The organism is Bacillus sp. BC05(2025) (assembly GCF_056725905.1).
The window spans coordinates 421,184-441,567 of record NZ_JBWYRA010000003.1 but is presented as its reverse complement, the minus strand read 5'-3'; the positions used below and the strand labels follow the sequence as shown (position 1 = coordinate 441,567).

The window sequence follows — 20,384 nt, the reverse complement described above, 5'->3', positions numbered from 1 at the left end:
CTCCTCTCCCTTTTCCTTCTTACTAGTACATGCTAGTATAAGAAGGGCCCTGCTTTGCAGGGTTTTTTTTCGTTGTCTACTTTTCATTTAAAAATTGAGATGGTACAGTAAAAGAAAGAGGAGGAAAAAATATGATTCAACGCTTTATAGAACTCGGAGAAGGCTACTCTGATTTATATGAATTACTTGAAATTGCCAAAGCAAATCAAGAACGTATAACACATATGTTACAATTTGAAACGATTAAAAACGAAAAAAAAGTGTGCTCACTTGTTGTAATATTAAAACCAACTACTACTGGTGATTTCCAACCATTATACATATGTCGCGAAGGCATTCCTGTACTTGAAAATAAAAAAAGTAAACGCGTCATCTTATTTGAAGAAACAGCAGAACAACTCGGAAAAAAAGTAACTACCTTTACGGTAAAACCATCCACAACTTTCCCAGAAAAAGAACTATTTTTCAATCATTTAATTGGTATTTTACGAATGAATAATTTCATTCCTCCAATGAAATAAAGTGTTATTGGAGGAATGAAAAATCCCCCGCTAAAATTAGCAGGGGATTTTTCTATTAGCTATAATCGTATTCTTTTGCCCGATCAGGACGTGAATTTTCAAATTCCGTTTTTAAATACGGGCGGTACGACTGTTCTATCTTTTTCACAAAAGGAAGTTTGTTCAACTTTTGCATCATATACTCAATTTGTTCCATATCACAATATACTACTGCATATTTTAAACGTTTTGATATGTAATGTATGTTACCATATTTCCTTAAAATCTTGGCATGTTTCAATGAATGTAAATAAACAATCATACTTTGTCGTTGCCCGAACATAATCTTCTCCATCTTCTCCTTTTAAAAACATATATTTTATATTTTATGAAAACCAATCAGAAATTTATGACATTACAGGACAAACTCTGTATACGTTTTCTTCTATCTTCTAAAAAACGGGGTGATTTACCCCGTTTTACAGCCGCAACCTCCACCGGTACCACAACCGCCACCACAGCCACCAGCATCGAAAAATGGATTTCCTGTTGGAACTTTGATGGAAGAGGACACCTCAGAACCGATTGCTACACTAACTTCATCTAACAGCTTTTGCAAAGCCGTTTCTACTCGTTTAAAAGCTGCAATCTTATCATGTAAGTCTACAGAACGCTTTAACTCCCTCATTTTCGTCGAAACGGAAGTATAGTCAGGATGGTATTTACCGAAACGTTGTACTTCCTCATATCGTTCTTTCATCGCTGTAAATTGTTGAATCAACGTCTGAACTTCCATATCTTCATGTAATTCTTTATAACACTTACGATAATCTTCTGCTATATCTGAACAGATAATCGCTTTTGCAAGCTGCTCTGCCTTATCTAATATTAATACGCTTTCCAGCGTCGCTACAATCATGAGTGACACCTCCGAGTATTCATCATACCACATTTAGAATAGAACTACTAATTGAAGTGTCTCACTAAACAGAAAGATATCATTCTAACTATTTTTTATATAATGTCCACACAAATTTATACATTAATATGTTCTGCAATATTATATTTAAGAACATCCCATTTCCCACTATTCTCGTTCACATAACTAATACATGCATTTTTTAACGGTGTCTTAAATGAAATATCTTCCGGAGCAATTGCATGTAAAATTGCTTTTATCGCATGCGAATGGGCTACAATGATAATACGTTTACCAGAATGAGTTTCTGCAACATCTTTTACAGCAGCAAAACAACGAGCTACAATCTCTTCATCTTGCTCCATACCTTCTACTTCCCCTGCTGCAATTAATTCCCTAACAGTCGCAACCGGTTTCCCAGAAGCTTCACCAAAATTACGTTCAACAAATCGCTCATCTAATAAAATTGATTGTAATCCAGTTGCCCCTGCAATTTCTTTAGCTGTTTCTTGCGCTCTAATTAGTGGGCTACTTATAATTACATCCCATGCCTCCGCTTGCAAAGCAGCTGCACTTTGACTCGCTTGCTTCTTCCCCACTTCATTCAGCGGAATATCTTCACGTCCCTGAATAATCTCTTGAAAATTCCAATCAGTTTGTCCATGTCGTACTAAACAAATTTCCGTCATGCTCATGCTGCAACTCCTTTTTAAATAATCCGCTTCTATTGTATCAAAAGTTCTGCATGACGGACATAGTTTTCCCTTCCAATTATGTTGTATTTTGCTGCTTCATATACTGAAACATATCAATCATAATGGAGGCAACTGCCAATTGATTTTGGAATTTCTCAACTTTATCTGGTATCGTTTTTTTGAAATGTTGCATAGCCGCTAACTCAAACGCCTCTTTTTCTTCAGGGTTTCGCGTTAGCTTTCTATACCAGTACGGTTGCTCTCTAATATAGCGAGATAAATCCTCATCTGCCTTTATAAACTCCATAATTTCTGCTCTCATCCGCTTTCCCCCTAATCCTTCTGAAAGAAAAATGGATTATTTTCGGAAGTACTCTCTTCTTGCTGCGTGCGTTTTCCTTGAAATTGTTGAAAAACTTGTTGCACACTACCAATAGCACTCGTCACATTGGCTAAATGATGTTGCATTTGTTCCACATCCAGCTTCTTAAAAAAAGAAAGCATTTGTCCCATTACATCAGCAGTTTTTTCTTCTTCAGTTCGAGTGTCTTTTCCTTTTTCTTTTCCTTTTTCTGTTTTCTTTTCTTTTACCGAAGAAAAAGCAGGTGCTCCATCCGGTCTAAAAGTTGCCCATATCGGATCTTCTTCACCAAGTAAGTACCATTCTTCATAAAACTGTTGCCAAGTTTTATGACCACTTCTAACTTCATGAACCATTTTAGGGTGATGGTTTACAAACTCTTTAAACTGTTGAACCGATGGATGTAACGGTCCTTTTGTTGTCGGCATAATCCTCACCTCTTCATGTATATCTACTATATAATAAGAAAAAAAAGGCGCATGGTTCGCCTATTTTTAGACGATTCATGCACCTTTTTCCCCTACTATTTGCATAGGTTCAGATTCCTATCTATAATTCAGTGAAGATGAAGTAAATATCTAGGCAGTGTTCCATCCACCGCTTACAGGTTCACTTTATTTCCGAATAAAATTTTGTGTATAAAACTTATCGTATACGCCAACACCTAATCCTGTAAATTGTTCATTCAATAAATTTTTTCGGTGTCCTTCACTATTTAACCAACCTTGCAACGCCGCAATTCCGTCACTATGTTGCGCCGCTATATTCTCACCAGCAAGTTGAAATCCTACTTTCCCGCGCTGCAAACGATCTCCTAACGTACCTAATGTAGGTGAATCATGTGAAAAGTAATTATTATCCTTCATATCTTTACTATGACCGATAGCCACATCTGCGGTTTGTTGATCCCATGTTAACAACGGCAACTCATGACGACTTCGAATAATATTTGTTAAATCAAAAATTTGTTGCATATTCCCATTCTCTATTTGTTTCATTTTATCTGGAGTCAATGGTTGTTCTGCTAGTAATTCACCTGAATAAACAAGCTGATAAGGCCTTTGGCGTAACAACGTTTCGTCATCCATATAACGAACGCCAACAAGCTCATGTGTAAAATGATCAAAATATAATTGTGCCCAGCCATCTTCTACAGGTATTAATGGTTGTTCCATCACTTCGGTATCAGATAACTCAAATTGATAACTATTCTTTCCTCTTTTTAACGAAATCTCATGAGAGAGTGGATTCTTTTTATACACATCTTCATACTTTTCATTTATATAATAAGGTGGCACCTTAACCTCTTCACCAGCAACATACGCCGTTACAACTTTACGTTCAGCAACCCCAAATTGAACATACTGAGCTAAATCTTGATTGTATACCCACCATTCATACCCGTAAGCAGATGGCTCTATTCGAGAAGGTTCTCCCCATTTTGCTAATAAATTTTCAGAGTCCCCGCCAATCATATTTAAAACAGTATCAGAAGAGTCTTCATTTACTTGCTTTTTCTTTTTCACAATTTTATTTTCTTGCTTTGATTGAGATGGGGTTAATATATATTGTGAAACGAGTAATTTCCCGTATAAATCAACAGCTAAAATTAAAAATGTAATCATTACGATACGCAATAATTTCTTCAATCGATATACCTCCTGCACAAAACATAAAATTGAGATATACACAAATCCTTTTCTTTCCTTTTTTTTGTGTGTACCGTACTCTTTTCACTATATCATATTTTCGCAAAAAAAGTCTGGATTATCCCTTTTCTCCCAATATGAATTGCACTTTCTTATTATTCATACTATTATAAAAATAATGATGTAACATTAAAAAAGGAGGTATTATATGCAATTTACAAATACGAAATTTAATGGGGCAGTCGTTGATTTAACACTATTAACAGAGATTATGGAGAAAAACCATTTTGTACTTGCTGGACAGTGGGACTACGAAAGAGTTACATACGATTATAAATTCGAAATATTAAACGATGTTTATTATTTACGCGTACAAGGTTTAGCTGTTGAAGGTGACATTGGTAGTAGACATGCTGAAATAAAACTACTTCCTCCCTTATTAGGTAAACATTATTATCCTCACGGCGTTGAATATGGTGAGGGTGAAACTTTCCCAACGAATGTACTTCAAAAAAGCGAACAACTGCTACAAAATGTCGAAAAAGAGTTAAAAGAATTCCAAATCATTGAGTAAAATAAAAACGAGTGCATCGTACTTGATGCACTCGTTTTTATTTCGTCTGTAAATATGGCGGTAATTGCTGCAACTGCTCTTTATCTTTTTCACGTTCTCTACGTGCCCACCTAAAGAATACATAGCCAATAATCGTACCGTACACTATTTCCTGGACAATTTTCATAATGATGCCACCTGTTTGTTGATCTTGCACGACGGGCATCCAGTGTAAAAATTCTGGTCCAGTTATATTTAAATCAGATAAAGTTCCCGCTGGTACACATAATTCCATCGCCTTCATCCAAGCAGCCGGATCCGTATACGTTGCAAATAATGGTGCCGTCGCAAAAATGATTAACGCACAAGCTGGCGTTAATAATATACCGTTAGCAAACATATAACCAAGTTTCTTTATATCACTTAACGTTTGATATTCTGGTAATGGATTTAGCATCGGCCACCACATCATGATTGCCGTAAAGAACAATATAGCGAGACAAATAGGATGAGCAATTTGACTTTGTTTTACTGTATCAAAAACAACTGGTAAATGATAAAAAGAAAACAGGCCATTAAATACAAACAATGCAATAAGTGGCTTAGCAAATATCTTTAATATAATTTGAACGAACTTAAAAGAAGTAATATAACGATATAACCAAACTGGTATACCAAGCAACAATAACGGTGGAACGGCAATATACATAACTGCCATTTCAAACATATGTGCACTAAATATAATATGACCAATTAAATCAATAGGCCCTCCCTTTACAAAATACAAAAGAACAATCCCGGTCGTAAAATAAAAAACTTGCTTCTTACTTACCTTTGTCGCATGTTCAAATCGCATTCTATATGGTCCAATAATTAAAAAGTACCCAATAAGGATTGAAATCATAAATAGTAAAAAGATTGGACTCCATAGTGCTTGAAAACCAAATATCCACAAGTTACTCATTGTCACACCTACCTTCTTAAGGTTATCCTTTCACATAACATGAAGAGGGAGCTGTGACGACACGAGCTCCCTTATTCTTCACTTTTCAAATCCACACAATTGTCATAAAAGCTAAAATTGTAATTAATCCAATCAACAGACCAGAATAAAGAAAGAAACTTGCCGCTTCATGTCCTTTATGACTCATATGCATAAAATAATACAATTGAAAAATTACTTGTACCACCGCTAATAGTAAAATAAATGGTACTGAAAAAGTCGGACTAAAAGTTTTCGGATATGCTACCGCTGCAAATGCAACTAATGTTAAAAAAATCATTAATGCAAATGTAATAACTTGATGCTTCATTTCCTCCGCACTTTTTCTTTTCCGATAAACAAGATCAACTTTAGGATTATTCGTTTGCTTTATCGCCATTGTTTATCCCACCATTCCCATCAAATATACTACAGTGAAAATAAACACCCAAACTACGTCAATAAAGTGCCAATAAATCGATGCAACATAAAACTTCGGTGCATTGTATAAATTTAGGCCTCTCTTCGCATTCCTAAAGATTAATGTTAAAATCCAACATAATCCAAACAATACGTGGAGTCCATGTGTACCAACAAGAGCATAAAACGCGGAACCAAATGCACTACTTCTCATAGTATGCTTAAATTCATGTGTATAATGATAAAACTCATATATCTCAAATCCTAAAAACCCTAAACCTAACAGCACTGTTACTAGTAGCCAAAGTTGCATTTTTTTAAAGTTAAAGTTTTTCATATGATACATTGCATATACGCTCGTTAAACTACTCGTTAATAAAAGCATCGTCATAATAAAAACGAGTGGCATTTGGAACATTTCTTGAGATGTTGGTCCACCATTTGTAGAATTCTTTAACGCTAAATATGTGCCAAATAAGGAAGCGAACAATACTGTTTCGCCTCCAAGAAATAACCAAAAACCGACAAACTTATTTTTCCCCTCAAGGGTTGCTTTTTCAGGCTCTGCTGGAAATGTTTCATTTGTTAACTTTTCATCTACATGCATTATGCCTTGCCCCCCTTATCTTCTAAATCTTCCTTATGAATATGATATCCATGATCATCAATTACGGAACGTAGGAACATTGTGCCAAATGTAATGATTAAACCGATAATTGCTACTAATAACCAAAACTTATCTTTTCCACCCTGCATATACATTGCACCGAATGCCGCTATAAACAGTCCTAAAGAAATGATAAATGGTGAAAATGATGGATTCGGCATATGAATATCACCCACTGGTTCCGCCGCTGTCATCTCTTTATTCCCTTCACGTTTTTCAATCCAAAACGGATCTAACCCGCGAACAAATGGTAATTGTTTAAAGTTATATTCTGGTGTAGGTGCTGGCATTGTCCATTCTAATGTACGAGCATCCCATGGATCACGACCAGCCTTTTCTTTTGAAACTGTCGTTTTAATTACATTGAATAGAAGAACAATCGTTCCAAGAGCCATAAATACCGCTCCAATAGAACTAATCATATTCCCCATTTCCAACCCTTGACCTTCAAGATATGTGTAGTAACGACGTGGCATACCAATTAACCCAAGGAAATGCTGTATGAAGAACGTTAAATGGAAACCGATAAAGAATAGCCAAAATGTTATCTTTCCTAACGTTTCATTCAATACTTTATTAAACATCAGTGGCCAATAATAATGAGCTCCTGCAAGTAAACCGAATACAACACCACCGACGATTACATAATGAAAGTGAGCTACTACGAAATAGTTATCATGAAATTGATAATCCGCTGGTGCAGATGCTAGCATAACACCTGTAACTCCCCCCATTACGAATGATGGAATGAAAGCTACCGCCCACATCATCGGTGTCGTAAAACGAATACTTCCTCCCCACATTGTAAAGAGCCAGTTGAATATTTTAATACCAGTCGGTACTGCAATCGCCATTGTTGCAACTGAGAAAATAGCATTTGCAACTGGACCAAGCCCAACAGTAAACATATGATGCGCCCATACCATAAATCCTAAGAATCCAATTAATACTGTCGCGAACACCATCGACGAATAACCAAATAATCGTTTTTTCGAAAATGTCGCGAAGATTTCTGAGAATATTCCGAAAGCTGGGAGTATAAGAATGTATACTTCTGGATGACCGAAAATCCAGAATAAATGCTCCCATATAATCGTATTCCCACCCAATGCCGGATTAAAGAAACTTGTTCCAAATAAACGATCTAACATTAAAAGTCCTAACCCTACAGTTAACGGCGGAAAAGCGAACAATATTAGCGAAGATGTTACAAATGTCGTCCATGTAAACATCGGCATACGCATATATGTCATCCCTGGCGCACGCATATTAATAATGGTTACAAGGAAGTTAATACCTCCAATTAACGTACCAATACCGGAGATCTGCAAGCCTAATACATAAAAATCAACACCATGACCTTTAGAAGCTAACGCTAAAGATGCATAAGATGTCCATCCTGCATCAGGTGCTCCACCTAAAAACCAACTTAAATTTAAAAATACTCCACCAAAGAAAAATAACCAAAATCCAAGTGAATTCAAAAACGGGAACGCTACATCACGTGCACCAATTTGAAGTGGTACAGCGGCGTTCATAAATGCAAACACGAGTGGCATAGCTGCGAGGAAAATCATTGTTGTACCGTGCATCGTTAATACTTGATTATAAGCATCCCCAACAAGAAAAGCATTGTTAGGAATCGCTAATTGAAGGCGAATAAATAGAGCTTCTATTCCGCCTATTACAAAAAACAATCCACCTGCAATTAAATAGAGAATGGCAATCTTTTTATGGTCTACTGTCGTTAAATAATCCCATATGACAGCACCCATCCCCTGTTTTTTTGCTACAGAACTCACGTTTTCAACCTCCCCTTCGCGAATAATCCCTCTTTACTTTTCAACTTTTAACGTTTGTAAGTATGCATTTAATGCATCAATTTGATCATCCGTTAAGTTTCCATATTTACCAGTCATTTTATTTCCTGGTTTCATATTTTCAGGATCTTTCAGCCATTTTTTTAAGTTTTCTTCATTGTTTTCGGCAATGCCGGCAACTGTATCGCGATCCGCAAAGTTTGCTAAGTTTGGTGCGATACGAGCGGAAGGTGGTCTACTATCATTAGATCCAACTGCGTGACAACCAATACAGCTTTTATTAAATATTTCTTGGCCTTCTTGCGCTTTCGTTGAAGCTACTTCTTTCTTCCCATCAATCTTCTTCATATCAGCAAGCCACTGTTTGTACTCGCTTTCATCTAAAGCTTTCACTTTGAATTGCATTAAAGAATGTGATGGGCCACAAAATTCTGTACAAAAACCATTATAAGTGCCCGATTTATCTGCCTTTAACCACATTTTGTTTACATTATCTGTATTTGTATCCATTTTCCCAGCTAAAGATGGAACCCAAAACGAATGTTTAATATCGGCACCCTTCAAATTCAAATACACTTTCTTACCTGTGGGGATGACTAAATCCTGGGAAGTTACTATCTTTTCTGATTTATAAGAAAATTCCCACCAATAAAGATTCGCTGTTACATCAACAACGATAGTATCTTTATCAATATTCTTTTTCTCCATCGCACTTACATCAGCAAGTTTGAATGTATATGTAACCGTCGGAACAGCTAAGATTAACAAAAGAATAATCGGAATAACTGTCCATATAATTTCTAGTTTGTGATTTCCTTCAACTTGCTCCGGAATATAATCTTCCTGACCTTTCTTTTGTCGGAAACGCACAATTACATATAAGAAAATAATAGTAACTACTAATACTACTCCTACCATGATTGCACTTGCTAGTAAGAGCAGATCATATTGCATTTTTGCTACTTCTCCTTGCGGAATTAAAGTAGATTGAAAGGCTTTACCGCATCCCCCTAACAGTAAAGCCAGCAGTGAAACGAACGAAAGCAGTCGCCACTGTTTCTTCATACAAACAACCCCCACTTTCCTTGTGAATTAGATTGTACTTTATAGTTAAGTAAAGTAAATCTCAACGTAAAGAAATCCAATTATGTCGTTGTCTTAGAAGAATGTAACTACAATCATTGATACAAATAAGATTGTTAAATAATTTAGGGAATAAACAAACATTTGCACAGACCATTTGATGTCATCTTTCTTACGGAAGCCATAAAATCCTAAAACGATCCATCCGATGTTAAGCAGTGTTGCAATTACCATAAATGTTATCCCTAGTCCACTCATATAAAATGGTAGTGGTAATAAACATACTGTCCAAATCATAATTTGGCGTTTCGTAATTTCAAATCCATGAACTACAGGAAGCATTGGAATTCCTGCATTTCGATATTCATCAACACGTTTCATTGCTAATGCAAGGAAATGTGGGATTTGCCAAATAAACATAATCAAAAATAGCATCCAAGCAATTGGATGGCCTAAAGATGGATCGATTGCTGCCCATCCAATTAAAGGTGGAACTGCACCAGAGATACTACCTACAACAGTATTTAGTGTATACTTTCTCTTTGTCCATAAACTATATAGAACAACATATGTGAAAGCACCAATAAACCCCATTAACACTGCCATTGGTGTTGTTAATAATAAAAATACAAACCCAAGAAGTAATATAACTAATCCAAATGTAAGTGCAAATCCTGGTTTATACTTTCCAGTAACCGTTGGACGGGTCTTTGTTCTTTCCATTAATGGATCGATGTCTCGATCAATGTAGTTGTTTAAACAACATACCCCTGCCATAACTAATCCAGAACCAACGATTGTAAAGAATAACTTATCCAGATTGTCCATCACACTTAATCCATTAAAGTGTAATGCCAACCAAAATCCTGTAAATACAGTAAGTGTATTTGAGTTTACAATCCCCATTTTAACGAGTGCTTTTAAATCTTGTAACCGAGTTGTTTCCGGTATACTTGTAACAGCAGACTCATCATGCAGCTCACTTGTTGCATGGTTCATCACTTTAACCCCCTCTTAAAACTTTCATCTTTCTTTTTGCGCCTATTTCGAATGAAATATTTCGCCTCTATATAGCAATATTATTACAGTAGAAACATTGTTAACCCATTCTACTACTAATCTACGCCCATACTCCAATATATTAAATCATATTTCCCGAACATTTTGTGAAGAAAACATGAACTTTTTGTGTCGAATATAAAAAACGTAATTGTTACTTATCCATATCATAACATGATGTTACCTTCTATAATAAACTTTTTTGTCATATTTAACACGTATTCTCCCCATTTCTTTTCAAAATAGCCTATTTTTCACCTAAAAATTTCCTTATATATTCTATTTCTACACCCATTTTCTCTCCCCTGTCTTCCCCCTCCATTTCTTTGCTATTTTATTATTTTTTATATATCATAGGAATTAGCGCGTTTTATTCTATACATAATGGAATGAAAATATTTCGCAATAACTTCATAGCAGAAAGATGGTGAACGAGATTGCAACGCTTTATTAAATGGTTAGCAGTCATTACAAGCCTTGATTTATTAATAGTTTTATTAGGAGGCGCTTTAGTTACAAAAACAGGTTCTGGTCAAGGGTGCGGTAAATCATGGCCACTTTGTAACGGTGAATTTGTTCCATCTAATTTATCAATGGAAACTATTATTGAACTGAGTCATCGCCTTACATCAGGATCCGCAGGAATTCTTGTCACTCTCCTTTGTATTTTGTCCTGGAAATATTATAAACATGTGCGCGAAACAAAAACGTTAGCAATTTTATCCTTCGTATTTTTAGTTGCACAAGCATTAATGGGGGCTGCAGCAGTTGTTTGGGGACAAATGCCAGCTGTACTTGCTATCCATTTCGGTATTTCCTTAATTTCATTTGCTTCTGTCATTTTATTAACGTGTCTTATCTTTGAAATTGACCAAAAGTTTGATGCACGTTCACTTATTATGGACAAAAAAATGAAATTTCATATTTATGGTGTAACAATTTACAGTTATATTGTCGTCTACACAGGAGCTTTAGTACGTCACGAACGAGCTAGCTTAGCCTGTCCAGACTTCCCTTTATGTAGTAAAAACAGACCTATGCCAACTCAACTCCATGAATGGGTTCAAATGGGACATAGAGCTGCAGCAATATTAATTTTCGCTTGGATACTATACGCAATGATTCTTGCTATTCGCCATTACAAACAGCAGCCTGTCGTCTACTGGGGATGGATCATTTCATTTATCCTTGTTACACTTCAAGCTATAGTAGGAATTTTAGTCGTATTTACAAATGCTAGTTTATCAATGGCATTATTACATTCATTATTCATTTCTTGCTTGTTTGCTGTACTATGCTATTTAGTTATGTTAGGTACAAGAAGTAAAGTGAATGCAAAAGAAGCTGCATCAACTTCTAAACAAACAAAATAAAGTTAAATGAAAAAATACCTTGCCGAATTAGCAAGGTATTTTTTGTAATATAGAAAAACTGCACCTCCAATTGTTAGACTGTGTCTAACAATTGGGGTGCAGTTCATAATGACACAGCTCTTTTTTTATTTTAGTGATCTAATTCAATGAGTAAGTCACCCGTCTGAATTGCATCTCCATCGTTAACATATACTTTCTTCACTTTACCATTGAACGGCGCTTGAACTGTCGTTTCCATTTTCATCGCTTCTGTAATTGCCATAGAATCGCCTTTTTTCACTTCATCGCCTTCTTTTACAACTACTTTAATAACCGTTCCTGGCATTGTTGCGCTAATATGGTTTGGATTTTCACGGTTTCCTTTCACGCGTTGTGCAACTGTCGCTTTCACACTTTCGTCTTTCACAACAATCTCACGTGGTTGACCGTTAAACTCCAAGTAAAGAACACGATTTCCATCTGGCTGAGGCTCTCCAATTGATACTAGTTTCACCATCAACGTTTTACCTTGTTCAATTTCCACATCGATTTCTTCACCAAGTCTCATACCATAGAAGAATGTCGGTGTATCAAGCACAGATACATTTCCATAAAGCTCAGCAACTTTTTCGTAATCCATAAACACTTTTGGATATAATGCATATGCAACGACATCAAACATCGTCACTTCGCGTCCAAGTTTATGGAATAGCTCTTCTTTTAACGCGTCGAAATCTACTGGCTCTAATAATTCACCTGGTCTTACTGTTAACGGCTCTTTCCCTTTTAAAATAATTTCTTGTAACTTTTTCGGGAAACCACCATATGGTTGTCCTAAATCTCCTGAGAACATTTCAACAACAGATCCCGGGAAGTCCATAGAATGCCCACGCTCTAAAACATCTTGTTCTGTTAAGTGATTTTGAACCATAAATAATGCCATATCTCCAACAACTTTAGATGATGGCGTTACTTTAACGATGTCACCAAACATGTCATTCACGCGGCGATACATTACTTTTACTTCATCGAAGCGATCCCCTAAACCAACCGCTTTCGCTTGTTGTTGTAAATTACTATACTGTCCGCCTGGCATTTCGTGCATATATACCTCTGTATGAGGAGCATTCATACCACTTTCAAACGGTGCGTAGTATTTACGTACATCTTCCCAGTAATGAGATAGTTTTTCTAATGAATCTATATTAACGTCTGGCTGTCTTTCGTTTCCACCTAACGCATAGTATAGCGTGTTCGCACTTGGTTGTGACGTTTGACCAGCCATAGAGCTTACTGCTACATCAACAATATCAACACCTGCTTCAATCGCTTTCGTATACGTTAATATACCATTCCCACTCGTATCATGTGTGTGCAGGTGAATCGGAATCGATACCGTCTCTTTTAATGCTGAAACTAAATCATATGCTGCGTTTGGTTTTAGTAAGCCCGCCATATCTTTAATACCTAAAATATGAGCTCCTGATGCTTCTAACTCTTTTGCTAAGTTTTTATAGTAATTCAAATCATATTTACTACGTAGTGGATCATGAATATCTCCTGTGTAGCACATAGTTGCTTCTGCAATTTTACCAGTATCTCGCACAGCATCAATTGCAACTCTCATACCTTCTACCCAGTTTAAGCTATCAAAAATACGGAACACATCAATTCCAGCTTGAGCAGAACATTCCACAAACTTTTGAATTAAATTATCCGGATAGTTTTTGTAACCAACTGCGTTTGAAGAACGAAGTAACATTTGGAATAAAACGTTAGGCATTTTTTCACGAAGATCTAGCAATCGTTCCCATGGATCTTCTTTTAAGAAACGATATGCAACATCAAACGTTGCACCGCCCCACATTTCCGCTGAGAATAAGTTCGGTAACATTCTCGCTGTCGGCTCTGCAATTTGATGCAAATCTTTTGTACGAACACGCGTCGCAAGTAATGACTGATGCGCATCACGGAATGTTGTATCCGTTAAAAGTACACGTTTTTGATCTTGTACCCATTTTACTAATCCATCTGCTCCACGCTCATCCAAAATTTGTTTCGTACCATTTTGGATTGGCTCTGAATGTAGTACATTCGGTATACGAGCATCAGGGAAAATTGGTTTCTCTTTTTTCCCTACTCCTGGGAAGCCATTTACTGTTACTGTCCCAATGTAATTTAACATTTTCGTTCCGCGGTCTTTACGTTTCGGGAACAAGAATAGTTCAGGTGACGCATCAATAAATGAAGTATCATATTCCCCTGATAAGAAGTTTTTATGTTTTACTACATTCTCTAGGAATGGAATATTTGTTTTAATACCACGAATACGGAATTCTTTTAAGTTACGTTCCATTTTTGCAGCAGCTTGTTCAAAAGTAAGCGCCCATGTTGTAACTTTTACAAGTAAAGAATCATAGTACGGTGTAATAACAGCACCTTGGAAACTATTACCTGTATCAAGACGAACTCCAAAGCCCCCACCTGATCGGTATGCCATAATTTTTCCTGTATCCGGCATGAAATTATTTAGTGGATCCTCAGTCGTTACACGAGATTGTATTGCAAATCCATGCACAACAACTTCCTCTTGCTTCGGAACACCTACTATTTTGCTATGTAATGCATGTCCATCAGCTATTAAAATTTGTGATTGAACGATGTCTACTCCTGTAATCATTTCTGTAATCGTATGTTCTACTTGAACACGTGGATTTACTTCAATGAAATAGAAATTATCGTCTTTAACAAGGAATTCAACTGTTCCTGCGTTTAAATAGTTTACATTTTTCGTTAACTTCACAGCAGCATCACAAATACGTTGACGCAAATCATCTGAAAGCGACACACTAGGTGCAATTTCTACTACTTTTTGGTGACGACGTTGTACAGAACAATCTCGCTCGTATAAATGAACAACATTGCCCTCTTCATCTGCTAAAATTTGAACTTCTATATGTTTAGGTTTTTCAACGAATTTTTCTACGTATACTTCATCATTACCAAAGGCTGCTTTTGCTTCTGACTTCGCACGATTATACGATTCTCTTAATTCTTCACTATTTCGTACAATACGCATACCACGACCGCCACCGCCAAGGGAAGCTTTAATAATAATCGGGTAATCATACTTTTCAGCAAATTCTTTGACCTCTTCTAACGAATCTACTGGCCCATCACTACCAGGAATAACTGGAATTTTTGCTAGCTGCGCTTGTGTTCTTGCTTTTACTTTATCTCCAAACATATCTAAATGCTTACTTTTTGGACCGATAAAGATAATCCCTTCTTCTTCACAACGTTTTGCGAATTGAATATTTTCTGACAAGAAACCATATCCAGGGTGGATTGCATCTACATAATTACTTTTCGCAATCTCAATAATGCCCTCAATATCTAGATAAGCATCAATTGGCTTTTTCCCTTCCCCAACTAAATAGGATTCATCGGCTTTATAACGATGATAAGAACCACTATCCTCTTTAGAATAGATTGCAACTGTTTTTAACCCAAGTTCCGAACAAGCTCGAAACACACGAATTGCAATCTCTCCACGGTTAGCTACCAATACTTTTTGAATACGTTGCAGCTTTGTCATGATCTTCCCCCTCTACTTTCCTACCACTCTAGAGATAAAATATATACACACCATAAAGAGCGTGAAGTTCTTCACTTTCTACATTATATTATACTTAGAAAGCTTCACTTTATTTTTATCCATCATACCTTATTTTTTAACAAATGATAAGTTTTCTGATTAATTTGTTTCACAAAAATAGTATAGCATACCTCTTCCTTTTCTAACAACCTAATTGTATATCACATTAGATTTAATGTGATATATTTTTTACTATAAATATCAATTAATATATCACATTTAATATTTCTAAAAAAAAACACATCGCGCTCTAAAGCACAATGTGTTTTTTATTTCACAACAACAAGACGTGGTCCATCTTGTTTTCTTTCTTTCATTTCCTCATTTTGCTGTTTCTCTTGTCGTTTTACATGACTAGCAACATTTAATAATATACCCATCGCAATTAAATTTGCTAATAGAGAACTACCGCCATAACTAATAAACGGTAAAGGTACACCTGTAAGCGGTATTAATCCAGACATACCACCAACATTAACAAATGTTTGTATCCCAATTAAACTTGCAATCCCGATTGCAAGTAAACTTCCAAATGGGTCTTTACATTTTTGCGCCACTCTAAACGAGCGAATGATAATAAGTAGTAAACAGATTAAAATGATAGCTACACCTATAAAACCTAGTTCTTCAGATATAATCGCCATAATAAAATCCGTTTGCGGCTCTGGTAAGTAGCCATACTTTTGTATACTATTTCCTAGTCCTCTACCATTTAACCCACCTGAGGCAATTCCAATAAACGAATTAACTAATTGGAATCCATCATTTTGAGGATCACTAAATGGATCAAGAAAAACTGAAAATCGCGCTTTTTGGTATTTACTTAATTTATAGTCCCCAATAAAGTACAACGCCGGAATCCACACGACAGCTGTTAATAAAAATCTTTTTATCCACAAGTTAACATTAACTCCTGAACAGAAGAACATAATTAACACTGTTCCACCTATTAATATGTCAGTCCCTAAGTCATTTTGTAATAAAATTAATACCATCGATCCACCGACAACAAATAGGGGAGGTATTATCCCTTGAAAAAAAGGAGTTTGCCTCTCTTGTTTCTTAGCAAAAAAACTTGCCAGCGTAATAATAATTGCTATTTTTACAAATTCAGCTGGTTGTATACCTAGTATCCATCCTCTTGCACCATTGATTACCTTACCGAAAAGGAGCGCTGCTGTTAGTAATCCAATACTCCCTAACCCCATCGCTGTAAGAACTATTTTTTTCCTCCACAATTTGTAAGGTATTATAGCGACAATCACAAGTATTACCGTTCCAATAGCAAGAGCAACTAATTGTTTTTTAAAAAAGTAATCTGCTGGCCAGTTATATTTCGACGAAATCGCGACAATGGAACTAGAACTATATACCATTATAACTCCCAACACACATAAGATAACAAGAGGAAGTAATAATGAATAATCCATTGATTTCCATACTCTTTTCATTTCATTTCCTCTCTCTGTTTCAATTTAATTATTGTTGTATTCCATATGTACATTGATTCTTCCTGCTTTATTATACAAATAAAAAGCCCAAACTTTTTCAGTTTGAGCCCCCTTATTTGAACCCGTTATTGTTGTTTGTTTGTAAATGCTTCATGAAGTGCAGATAACTCACGTTCGAGCTCTCCTAACATTGCTTTCCCTTGTTCTTCTGCAATAAGACCAAGGCGAACTGCAAAATCGACCTCGCGGGATAGTCCAAACATTTGTGTGTCTAACACTTCTTCATATAATGGACATTGCGGCATTGTAAGATGGTCCATTTGCACCTTAATAAGTCTTAAAATCTTCTCCGCATCCGCTTGTAGAAGGGCTAGTGCCTTTTCCTGATGATTTGATACTGTCTCAGACGCCAAATTGATTCCCTCCGTTTCCGTCCTACTCTCTCCTATCTATTAATATTAGCGATAGTTTTAATAAATTGCAATAGAAACATTTTTTGTGACAATAGTGTCTAATACTATTATACTGAAAAGTGGGAGTATAACACAAATGGGGGAACAACAATGAGCGAAATTTTATTTATTAATGGAAAAGTTCGGTTTCCAATCACTATTGATCCAACGGTTTGGATCTTTGATGATCGAAAAGTAGATTTGACAACTTACTTTGATGAAACAAGAGAAAACATATCAGAATTAGAAGCTTATTTGAAAAACACTTCAGAGCATTGGGATCGCGAAATCCGTGATGGTGCTGCTTTCCCGCCGATACAACAAAGTGTAAAAAAATATAAAAAAGAACAGCTAATTACTGGAACGTTCGGTATGCCATTTCATCCTTTTCTTGCTAACGCTGAAATTTCAGATGACGCTACGCAAGTCGAGGTCGAAACAGTAGAACATACATTTACGCTTCCATTAGAAACCGTCAAAAATGCTATTCTTGGTTTTTCGAAAGAAGGAAAACCATTAAAAGAGGATGGACCTGTTCATCTATATTACAATGATGGATCTAATAGACAAAATCCAATCCGTAACATTCGTAAATTTACCATTATTTAATGTGTATATTTGAAAGAAAAAAGGAGTGAGCCAAGGCTCACTCCTTTTTATAATAAATCTGCTGCTAGTTGAGCTAAATTAGATCGCTCCCCTTTAACAAATTTCACATGGCCACTAATACGTTGCTCTTTAAATTTCTCTACAACATATGTTAAACCGTTATTATACTCATCCAAATACGGATGATCAATTTGCTGAGGATCTCCCATTAATACGATTTTACTTTTTTCTCCTACCCTTGTTAGTATCGTTTTCACTTCATGCTTCGTCAAATTCTGCGCTTCGTCAATTATAATGAATTGATCTGGAATACTTCTTCCGCGTATATACGTAAGAGCCTCTACTTCAATCGAACCCATTCCAGCTAAAATCGCATCTAACTCTCCTGGCTTTTTCGTATTAAATAAATACTCTAAGTTATCAAAAATCGGTTGCATCCAAGGCCTTAACTTTTCTTCTTTTTCTCCTGGTAAATAACCGATATCTTTTCCGACTGGAACAATTGGCCTTGCAACGAGTAATTTTTTATATAGTCCTAAATCTTCGGTTTGCATGAGCCCCGAAGCTAAAGCTAGTAATGTTTTTCCTGTACCAGCTTTCCCCGTTAATGTTACTAGCGGAATATCTTCACGAAGCAACAATTCTAACCCCATAATCTGCTGCACATTTCGCGGTCGTATCCCCCATACTTGTTCATTGTGAAAAATAAGTTTCTTTACCTTCTTACCTAAGTGATCCACAATGCCAAGTGCTGAACTAGATCCCCCTAATGCATCTTTCATTACTACAAACTGATTTGGATAAAAAGGATGATTTGCAATTTCGGATAATGGCAATTCACCTTTTTCATAAAAATAATCCAATTGCTCTTTTGATATATACCCTTCTAAAAATCCTGAATATATATTTTCTACTTCAATTACGCGATCGCTTAAGTAATCTTCCGCCTTCAAACCAATCGCATCTGCCTTTACCCTTACGAGCACGTCTTTACTTACTAAAATAACAGATTTCCCATCCTCTTTTTCTTGTTCTTCTAAAGATAGATTTTTTGCTACAGCTAAAATTCGATTATCATTTGTCTTTTCTACAAAGATATCTTGTAGTTGGACAAATGAACGATGGTTTAATTCAATACGAAATGTACCGCCGTTTTCTAGCGGAATACTCTCATGCAGCTTTCCTATTTCACGAAATTTGTCTATTAACTTAGATACATAACGAGCATTTCTTCCTACTTCATCCATGTAACGTTTTTTCGAATCAACCTCTTCTAATACAACTGCTGGAATCACTACTTCATTGGTTTCAAATGAAAAAATAGATAAAGGATCCTGCAAAAGTACATTCGTATCTAACACATAAATTTTATCCAACCTGTTACCCCCTGACTCCACTTTTAAATTTGTAGAACAAGGGTTTCATCCATAAAATATGGACGAACCATTGTTATAATTATATGTACCGTATAAACGAGGTAGAATCGAAATGTATCGCCATTAAACCTTTTATTTATTTTTTATTCATTTCTATTCAATATATTACTTTTTATTATAATTATTAACATAAAATCACAATAACTGATTACAAAAGTTAATACCTGACTTTCTTATTTATCGCATTTATAATTCTTTCATTCCTACCAATACTTGATTATCGAGCTTTTTTGCTGCCCGAAGATCATATGTTTTTTCATATGTTGGCTCAGTTGCAAGTTTTGCACCATAAAACATCACATCACGTACTTCTTGTACATTTACTTCTATTACAGTTAATTTTAGAGGAATACCTTCCATTCTATCAGTCAAAATTTCGCCTGCACCACTTATGGAAAATACGGATTCATTCGCCATTATAGTCAATACCACCCCAGTACTATGCCGTATATTTTCCACAATACGAGAACGTTGATCTACTGCAAATCGAATACTAGTTTTACTCACCGCATACACCCAAGAAATAGCACTTACGTTAGGAACTTGTTTTTCAAAATCTGTTGTTGCTACCATGACAATACACTCTTTACGTAACGTTTGTACTAAATCATCTGTTAATGTAGGCTCTACTACATTCGCCATATTTCCACCTCCAAATATACTTAATATATCCTTATCATAACTTATTTTTTGAATTGCGAAAATATTATTTTTTCCC

General features: G+C 35.8%; 21 protein-coding genes. 4 read left to right on the top strand and 17 right to left on the bottom strand.

From position 1 onward, the window contains the following. Positions 1 to 131 precede the first annotated feature (131 nt). Positions 132 to 521 (top strand): DUF7147 family protein, encoded by a 390-nt coding sequence (locus ACZ76X_RS13105; RefSeq protein ID WP_000616011.1) that lies wholly within the window; start codon positions 132 to 134, stop codon positions 519 to 521. Between the two features lie 55 nt (positions 522 to 576). Here ACZ76X_RS13105 and ACZ76X_RS13100 read toward each other — a convergent pair whose 3' ends face one another. From ACZ76X_RS13100 to ACZ76X_RS13075, 6 genes are all read right to left on the bottom strand, one after another. Continuing rightward, the gene (locus ACZ76X_RS13100; protein WP_097907071.1) at positions 577 to 843 is read right to left on the bottom strand and encodes a YlbG family protein; all 267 of its coding nucleotides are present in this window, start codon (positions 841 to 843) and stop codon (positions 577 to 579) included. 126 nt (positions 844 to 969) lie between these two features. Beyond that, on the bottom strand, positions 970 to 1,419 hold the full coding sequence (locus ACZ76X_RS13095) for a YlbF/YmcA family competence regulator (protein ID WP_098667507.1): 450 nt from the start codon (positions 1,417 to 1,419) through the stop codon (positions 970 to 972). A gap of 116 nt (positions 1,420 to 1,535) precedes the next feature. After that, positions 1,536 to 2,108, bottom strand: coding sequence for a histidine phosphatase family protein (locus ACZ76X_RS13090; protein WP_142337328.1), 573 nt, complete (start codon positions 2,106 to 2,108; stop codon positions 1,536 to 1,538). Positions 2,109 to 2,190: 82 nt separating this feature from the next. After that, the gene (locus tag ACZ76X_RS13085) at positions 2,191 to 2,436 is read right to left on the bottom strand and encodes a YlbE-like family protein (protein WP_001200991.1); all 246 of its coding nucleotides are present in this window, start codon (positions 2,434 to 2,436) and stop codon (positions 2,191 to 2,193) included. 11 nt (positions 2,437 to 2,447) lie between these two features. Continuing rightward, on the bottom strand, positions 2,448 to 2,903 hold the full coding sequence (gene ylbD / locus ACZ76X_RS13080; RefSeq protein ID WP_479850647.1) for a spore coat protein YlbD: 456 nt from the start codon (positions 2,901 to 2,903) through the stop codon (positions 2,448 to 2,450). A gap of 186 nt (positions 2,904 to 3,089) precedes the next feature. Beyond that, complete coding sequence (locus tag ACZ76X_RS13075; protein ID WP_479850646.1) at positions 3,090 to 4,124, bottom strand: CAP domain-containing protein; 1,035 nt, start codon at positions 4,122 to 4,124, stop codon at positions 3,090 to 3,092. A 208-nt stretch (positions 4,125 to 4,332) separates the two neighbouring features. Here ACZ76X_RS13075 and ACZ76X_RS13070 point away from each other — a divergent pair, with 208 nt between their 5' ends. Continuing rightward, entirely contained in the window at positions 4,333 to 4,698 is a 366-nt protein-coding gene (locus ACZ76X_RS13070; RefSeq protein WP_479850645.1) for a YugN family protein, read from the top strand. A gap of 37 nt (positions 4,699 to 4,735) precedes the next feature. On the opposite strand, the gene ctaG is transcribed toward ACZ76X_RS13070, so the two are convergent. From ctaG to ctaB, 6 genes are all read right to left on the bottom strand, one after another. After that, positions 4,736 to 5,641, bottom strand: a complete 906-nt coding sequence (gene ctaG, locus ACZ76X_RS13065; protein WP_139866899.1) for a cytochrome c oxidase assembly factor CtaG — start codon at positions 5,639 to 5,641, stop codon at positions 4,736 to 4,738. Between the two features lie 85 nt (positions 5,642 to 5,726). After that, positions 5,727 to 6,059: a cytochrome c oxidase subunit IVB gene (gene ctaF / locus ACZ76X_RS13060; protein ID WP_000985699.1), complete on the bottom strand. Its 333-nt coding sequence runs from the start codon at positions 6,057 to 6,059 to the stop codon at positions 5,727 to 5,729. A gap of 3 nt (positions 6,060 to 6,062) precedes the next feature. Then, on the bottom strand, positions 6,063 to 6,686 hold the full coding sequence (gene ctaE, locus ACZ76X_RS13055; RefSeq protein ID WP_000557861.1) for a cytochrome c oxidase subunit III: 624 nt from the start codon (positions 6,684 to 6,686) through the stop codon (positions 6,063 to 6,065). Then, positions 6,686 to 8,521, bottom strand: coding sequence for a cytochrome c oxidase subunit I (ctaD, locus tag ACZ76X_RS13050; RefSeq protein ID WP_170955056.1), 1,836 nt, complete (start codon positions 8,519 to 8,521; stop codon positions 6,686 to 6,688). Before ctaD ends, ctaE begins: the two co-directional genes overlap by 1 nt. 60 nt (positions 8,522 to 8,581) lie before the next feature. Then, the gene (gene coxB / locus ACZ76X_RS13045) at positions 8,582 to 9,631 is read right to left on the bottom strand and encodes a cytochrome c oxidase subunit II (RefSeq protein WP_048530648.1); all 1,050 of its coding nucleotides are present in this window, start codon (positions 9,629 to 9,631) and stop codon (positions 8,582 to 8,584) included. A 93-nt stretch (positions 9,632 to 9,724) separates the two neighbouring features. Continuing rightward, positions 9,725 to 10,648 (bottom strand): protoheme IX farnesyltransferase, encoded by a 924-nt coding sequence (gene ctaB, locus ACZ76X_RS13040; RefSeq protein WP_001015052.1) that lies wholly within the window; start codon positions 10,646 to 10,648, stop codon positions 9,725 to 9,727. 497 nt (positions 10,649 to 11,145) lie between these two features. Between ctaB and ctaA the strand changes: the two genes are divergently transcribed. After that, positions 11,146 to 12,081 (top strand): heme A synthase, encoded by a 936-nt coding sequence (ctaA, locus tag ACZ76X_RS13035; protein ID WP_479850644.1) that lies wholly within the window; start codon positions 11,146 to 11,148, stop codon positions 12,079 to 12,081. A 130-nt stretch (positions 12,082 to 12,211) separates the two neighbouring features. Here the strand turns inward: ctaA and pyc are convergent, their stop codons facing one another. The 3 genes from pyc to ACZ76X_RS13020 form a co-directional block, all read right to left on the bottom strand. Continuing rightward, positions 12,212 to 15,658, bottom strand: a complete 3,447-nt coding sequence (gene pyc, locus ACZ76X_RS13030) for a pyruvate carboxylase (RefSeq protein ID WP_479850643.1) — start codon at positions 15,656 to 15,658, stop codon at positions 12,212 to 12,214. 329 nt (positions 15,659 to 15,987) lie between these two features. Continuing rightward, positions 15,988 to 17,169 (bottom strand): putative lipid II flippase FtsW, encoded by a 1,182-nt coding sequence (ftsW, locus tag ACZ76X_RS13025; RefSeq protein ID WP_479850642.1) that lies wholly within the window; start codon positions 17,167 to 17,169, stop codon positions 15,988 to 15,990. A gap of 125 nt (positions 17,170 to 17,294) precedes the next feature. After that, a complete protein-coding gene (locus tag ACZ76X_RS13020; RefSeq protein ID WP_000135695.1) occupies positions 17,295 to 17,582 on the bottom strand; it encodes an Fpa/YlaN family protein in 288 nt (95 codons plus the stop codon). A 150-nt stretch (positions 17,583 to 17,732) separates the two neighbouring features. On the opposite strand from ACZ76X_RS13020, the gene ACZ76X_RS13015 reads away from it, so the two are divergent. Beyond that, on the top strand, positions 17,733 to 18,230 hold the full coding sequence (locus tag ACZ76X_RS13015; RefSeq protein ID WP_098667496.1) for a hypothetical protein: 498 nt from the start codon (positions 17,733 to 17,735) through the stop codon (positions 18,228 to 18,230). 47 nt (positions 18,231 to 18,277) lie between these two features. On the opposite strand, the gene ACZ76X_RS13010 is transcribed toward ACZ76X_RS13015, so the two are convergent. After that, positions 18,278 to 19,606: a PhoH family protein gene (locus tag ACZ76X_RS13010; protein WP_000358083.1), complete on the bottom strand. Its 1,329-nt coding sequence runs from the start codon at positions 19,604 to 19,606 to the stop codon at positions 18,278 to 18,280. A gap of 246 nt (positions 19,607 to 19,852) precedes the next feature. After that, positions 19,853 to 20,308 carry a pyridoxamine 5'-phosphate oxidase family protein gene (locus tag ACZ76X_RS13005; protein WP_306183503.1) on the bottom strand — a complete coding sequence of 152 codons (456 nt, stop codon included), beginning with the start codon at positions 20,306 to 20,308 and terminating at the stop codon, positions 19,853 to 19,855. Positions 20,309 to 20,384: the final 76 nt, after the last annotated feature.

Excerpts from the sequence above, each read along its gene's own strand:
- ACZ76X_RS13105 (WP_000616011.1), top strand. The coding sequence starts at position 132 with ATGATTCAACGCTTTATAGAACTCGGAGAAGGCTACTCTGATTTATAT.
- ACZ76X_RS13100 (WP_097907071.1), bottom strand. The coding sequence starts at position 843 with ATGTTCGGGCAACGACAAAGTATGATTGTTTATTTACATTCATTGAAA.
- ACZ76X_RS13095 (WP_098667507.1), bottom strand. The coding sequence starts at position 1,419 with ATGATTGTAGCGACGCTGGAAAGCGTATTAATATTAGATAAGGCAGAG.
- ACZ76X_RS13090 (WP_142337328.1), bottom strand. The coding sequence starts at position 2,108 with ATGACGGAAATTTGTTTAGTACGACATGGACAAACTGATTGGAATTTT.
- ACZ76X_RS13085 (WP_001200991.1), bottom strand. The coding sequence starts at position 2,436 with ATGAGAGCAGAAATTATGGAGTTTATAAAGGCAGATGAGGATTTATCT.
- ylbD (WP_479850647.1), bottom strand. The coding sequence starts at position 2,903 with ATGCCGACAACAAAAGGACCGTTACATCCATCGGTTCAACAGTTTAAA.
- ACZ76X_RS13070 (WP_479850645.1), top strand. The coding sequence starts at position 4,333 with ATGCAATTTACAAATACGAAATTTAATGGGGCAGTCGTTGATTTAACA.
- ctaG (WP_139866899.1), bottom strand. The coding sequence starts at position 5,641 with ATGAGTAACTTGTGGATATTTGGTTTTCAAGCACTATGGAGTCCAATC.
- ctaF (WP_000985699.1), bottom strand. The coding sequence starts at position 6,059 with ATGGCGATAAAGCAAACGAATAATCCTAAAGTTGATCTTGTTTATCGG.
- ctaE (WP_000557861.1), bottom strand. The coding sequence starts at position 6,686 with ATGCATGTAGATGAAAAGTTAACAAATGAAACATTTCCAGCAGAGCCT.
- ctaD (WP_170955056.1), bottom strand. The coding sequence starts at position 8,521 with ATGGGTGCTGTCATATGGGATTATTTAACGACAGTAGACCATAAAAAG.
- coxB (WP_048530648.1), bottom strand. The coding sequence starts at position 9,631 with ATGAAGAAACAGTGGCGACTGCTTTCGTTCGTTTCACTGCTGGCTTTA.
- ctaB (WP_001015052.1), bottom strand. The coding sequence starts at position 10,648 with ATGAACCATGCAACAAGTGAGCTGCATGATGAGTCTGCTGTTACAAGT.
- pyc (WP_479850643.1), bottom strand. The coding sequence starts at position 15,658 with ATGACAAAGCTGCAACGTATTCAAAAAGTATTGGTAGCTAACCGTGGA.
- ftsW (WP_479850642.1), bottom strand. The coding sequence starts at position 17,169 with ATGAAAAGAGTATGGAAATCAATGGATTATTCATTATTACTTCCTCTT.
- ACZ76X_RS13015 (WP_098667496.1), top strand. The coding sequence starts at position 17,733 with ATGAGCGAAATTTTATTTATTAATGGAAAAGTTCGGTTTCCAATCACT.
- ACZ76X_RS13005 (WP_306183503.1), bottom strand. The coding sequence starts at position 20,308 with ATGGCGAATGTAGTAGAGCCTACATTAACAGATGATTTAGTACAAACG.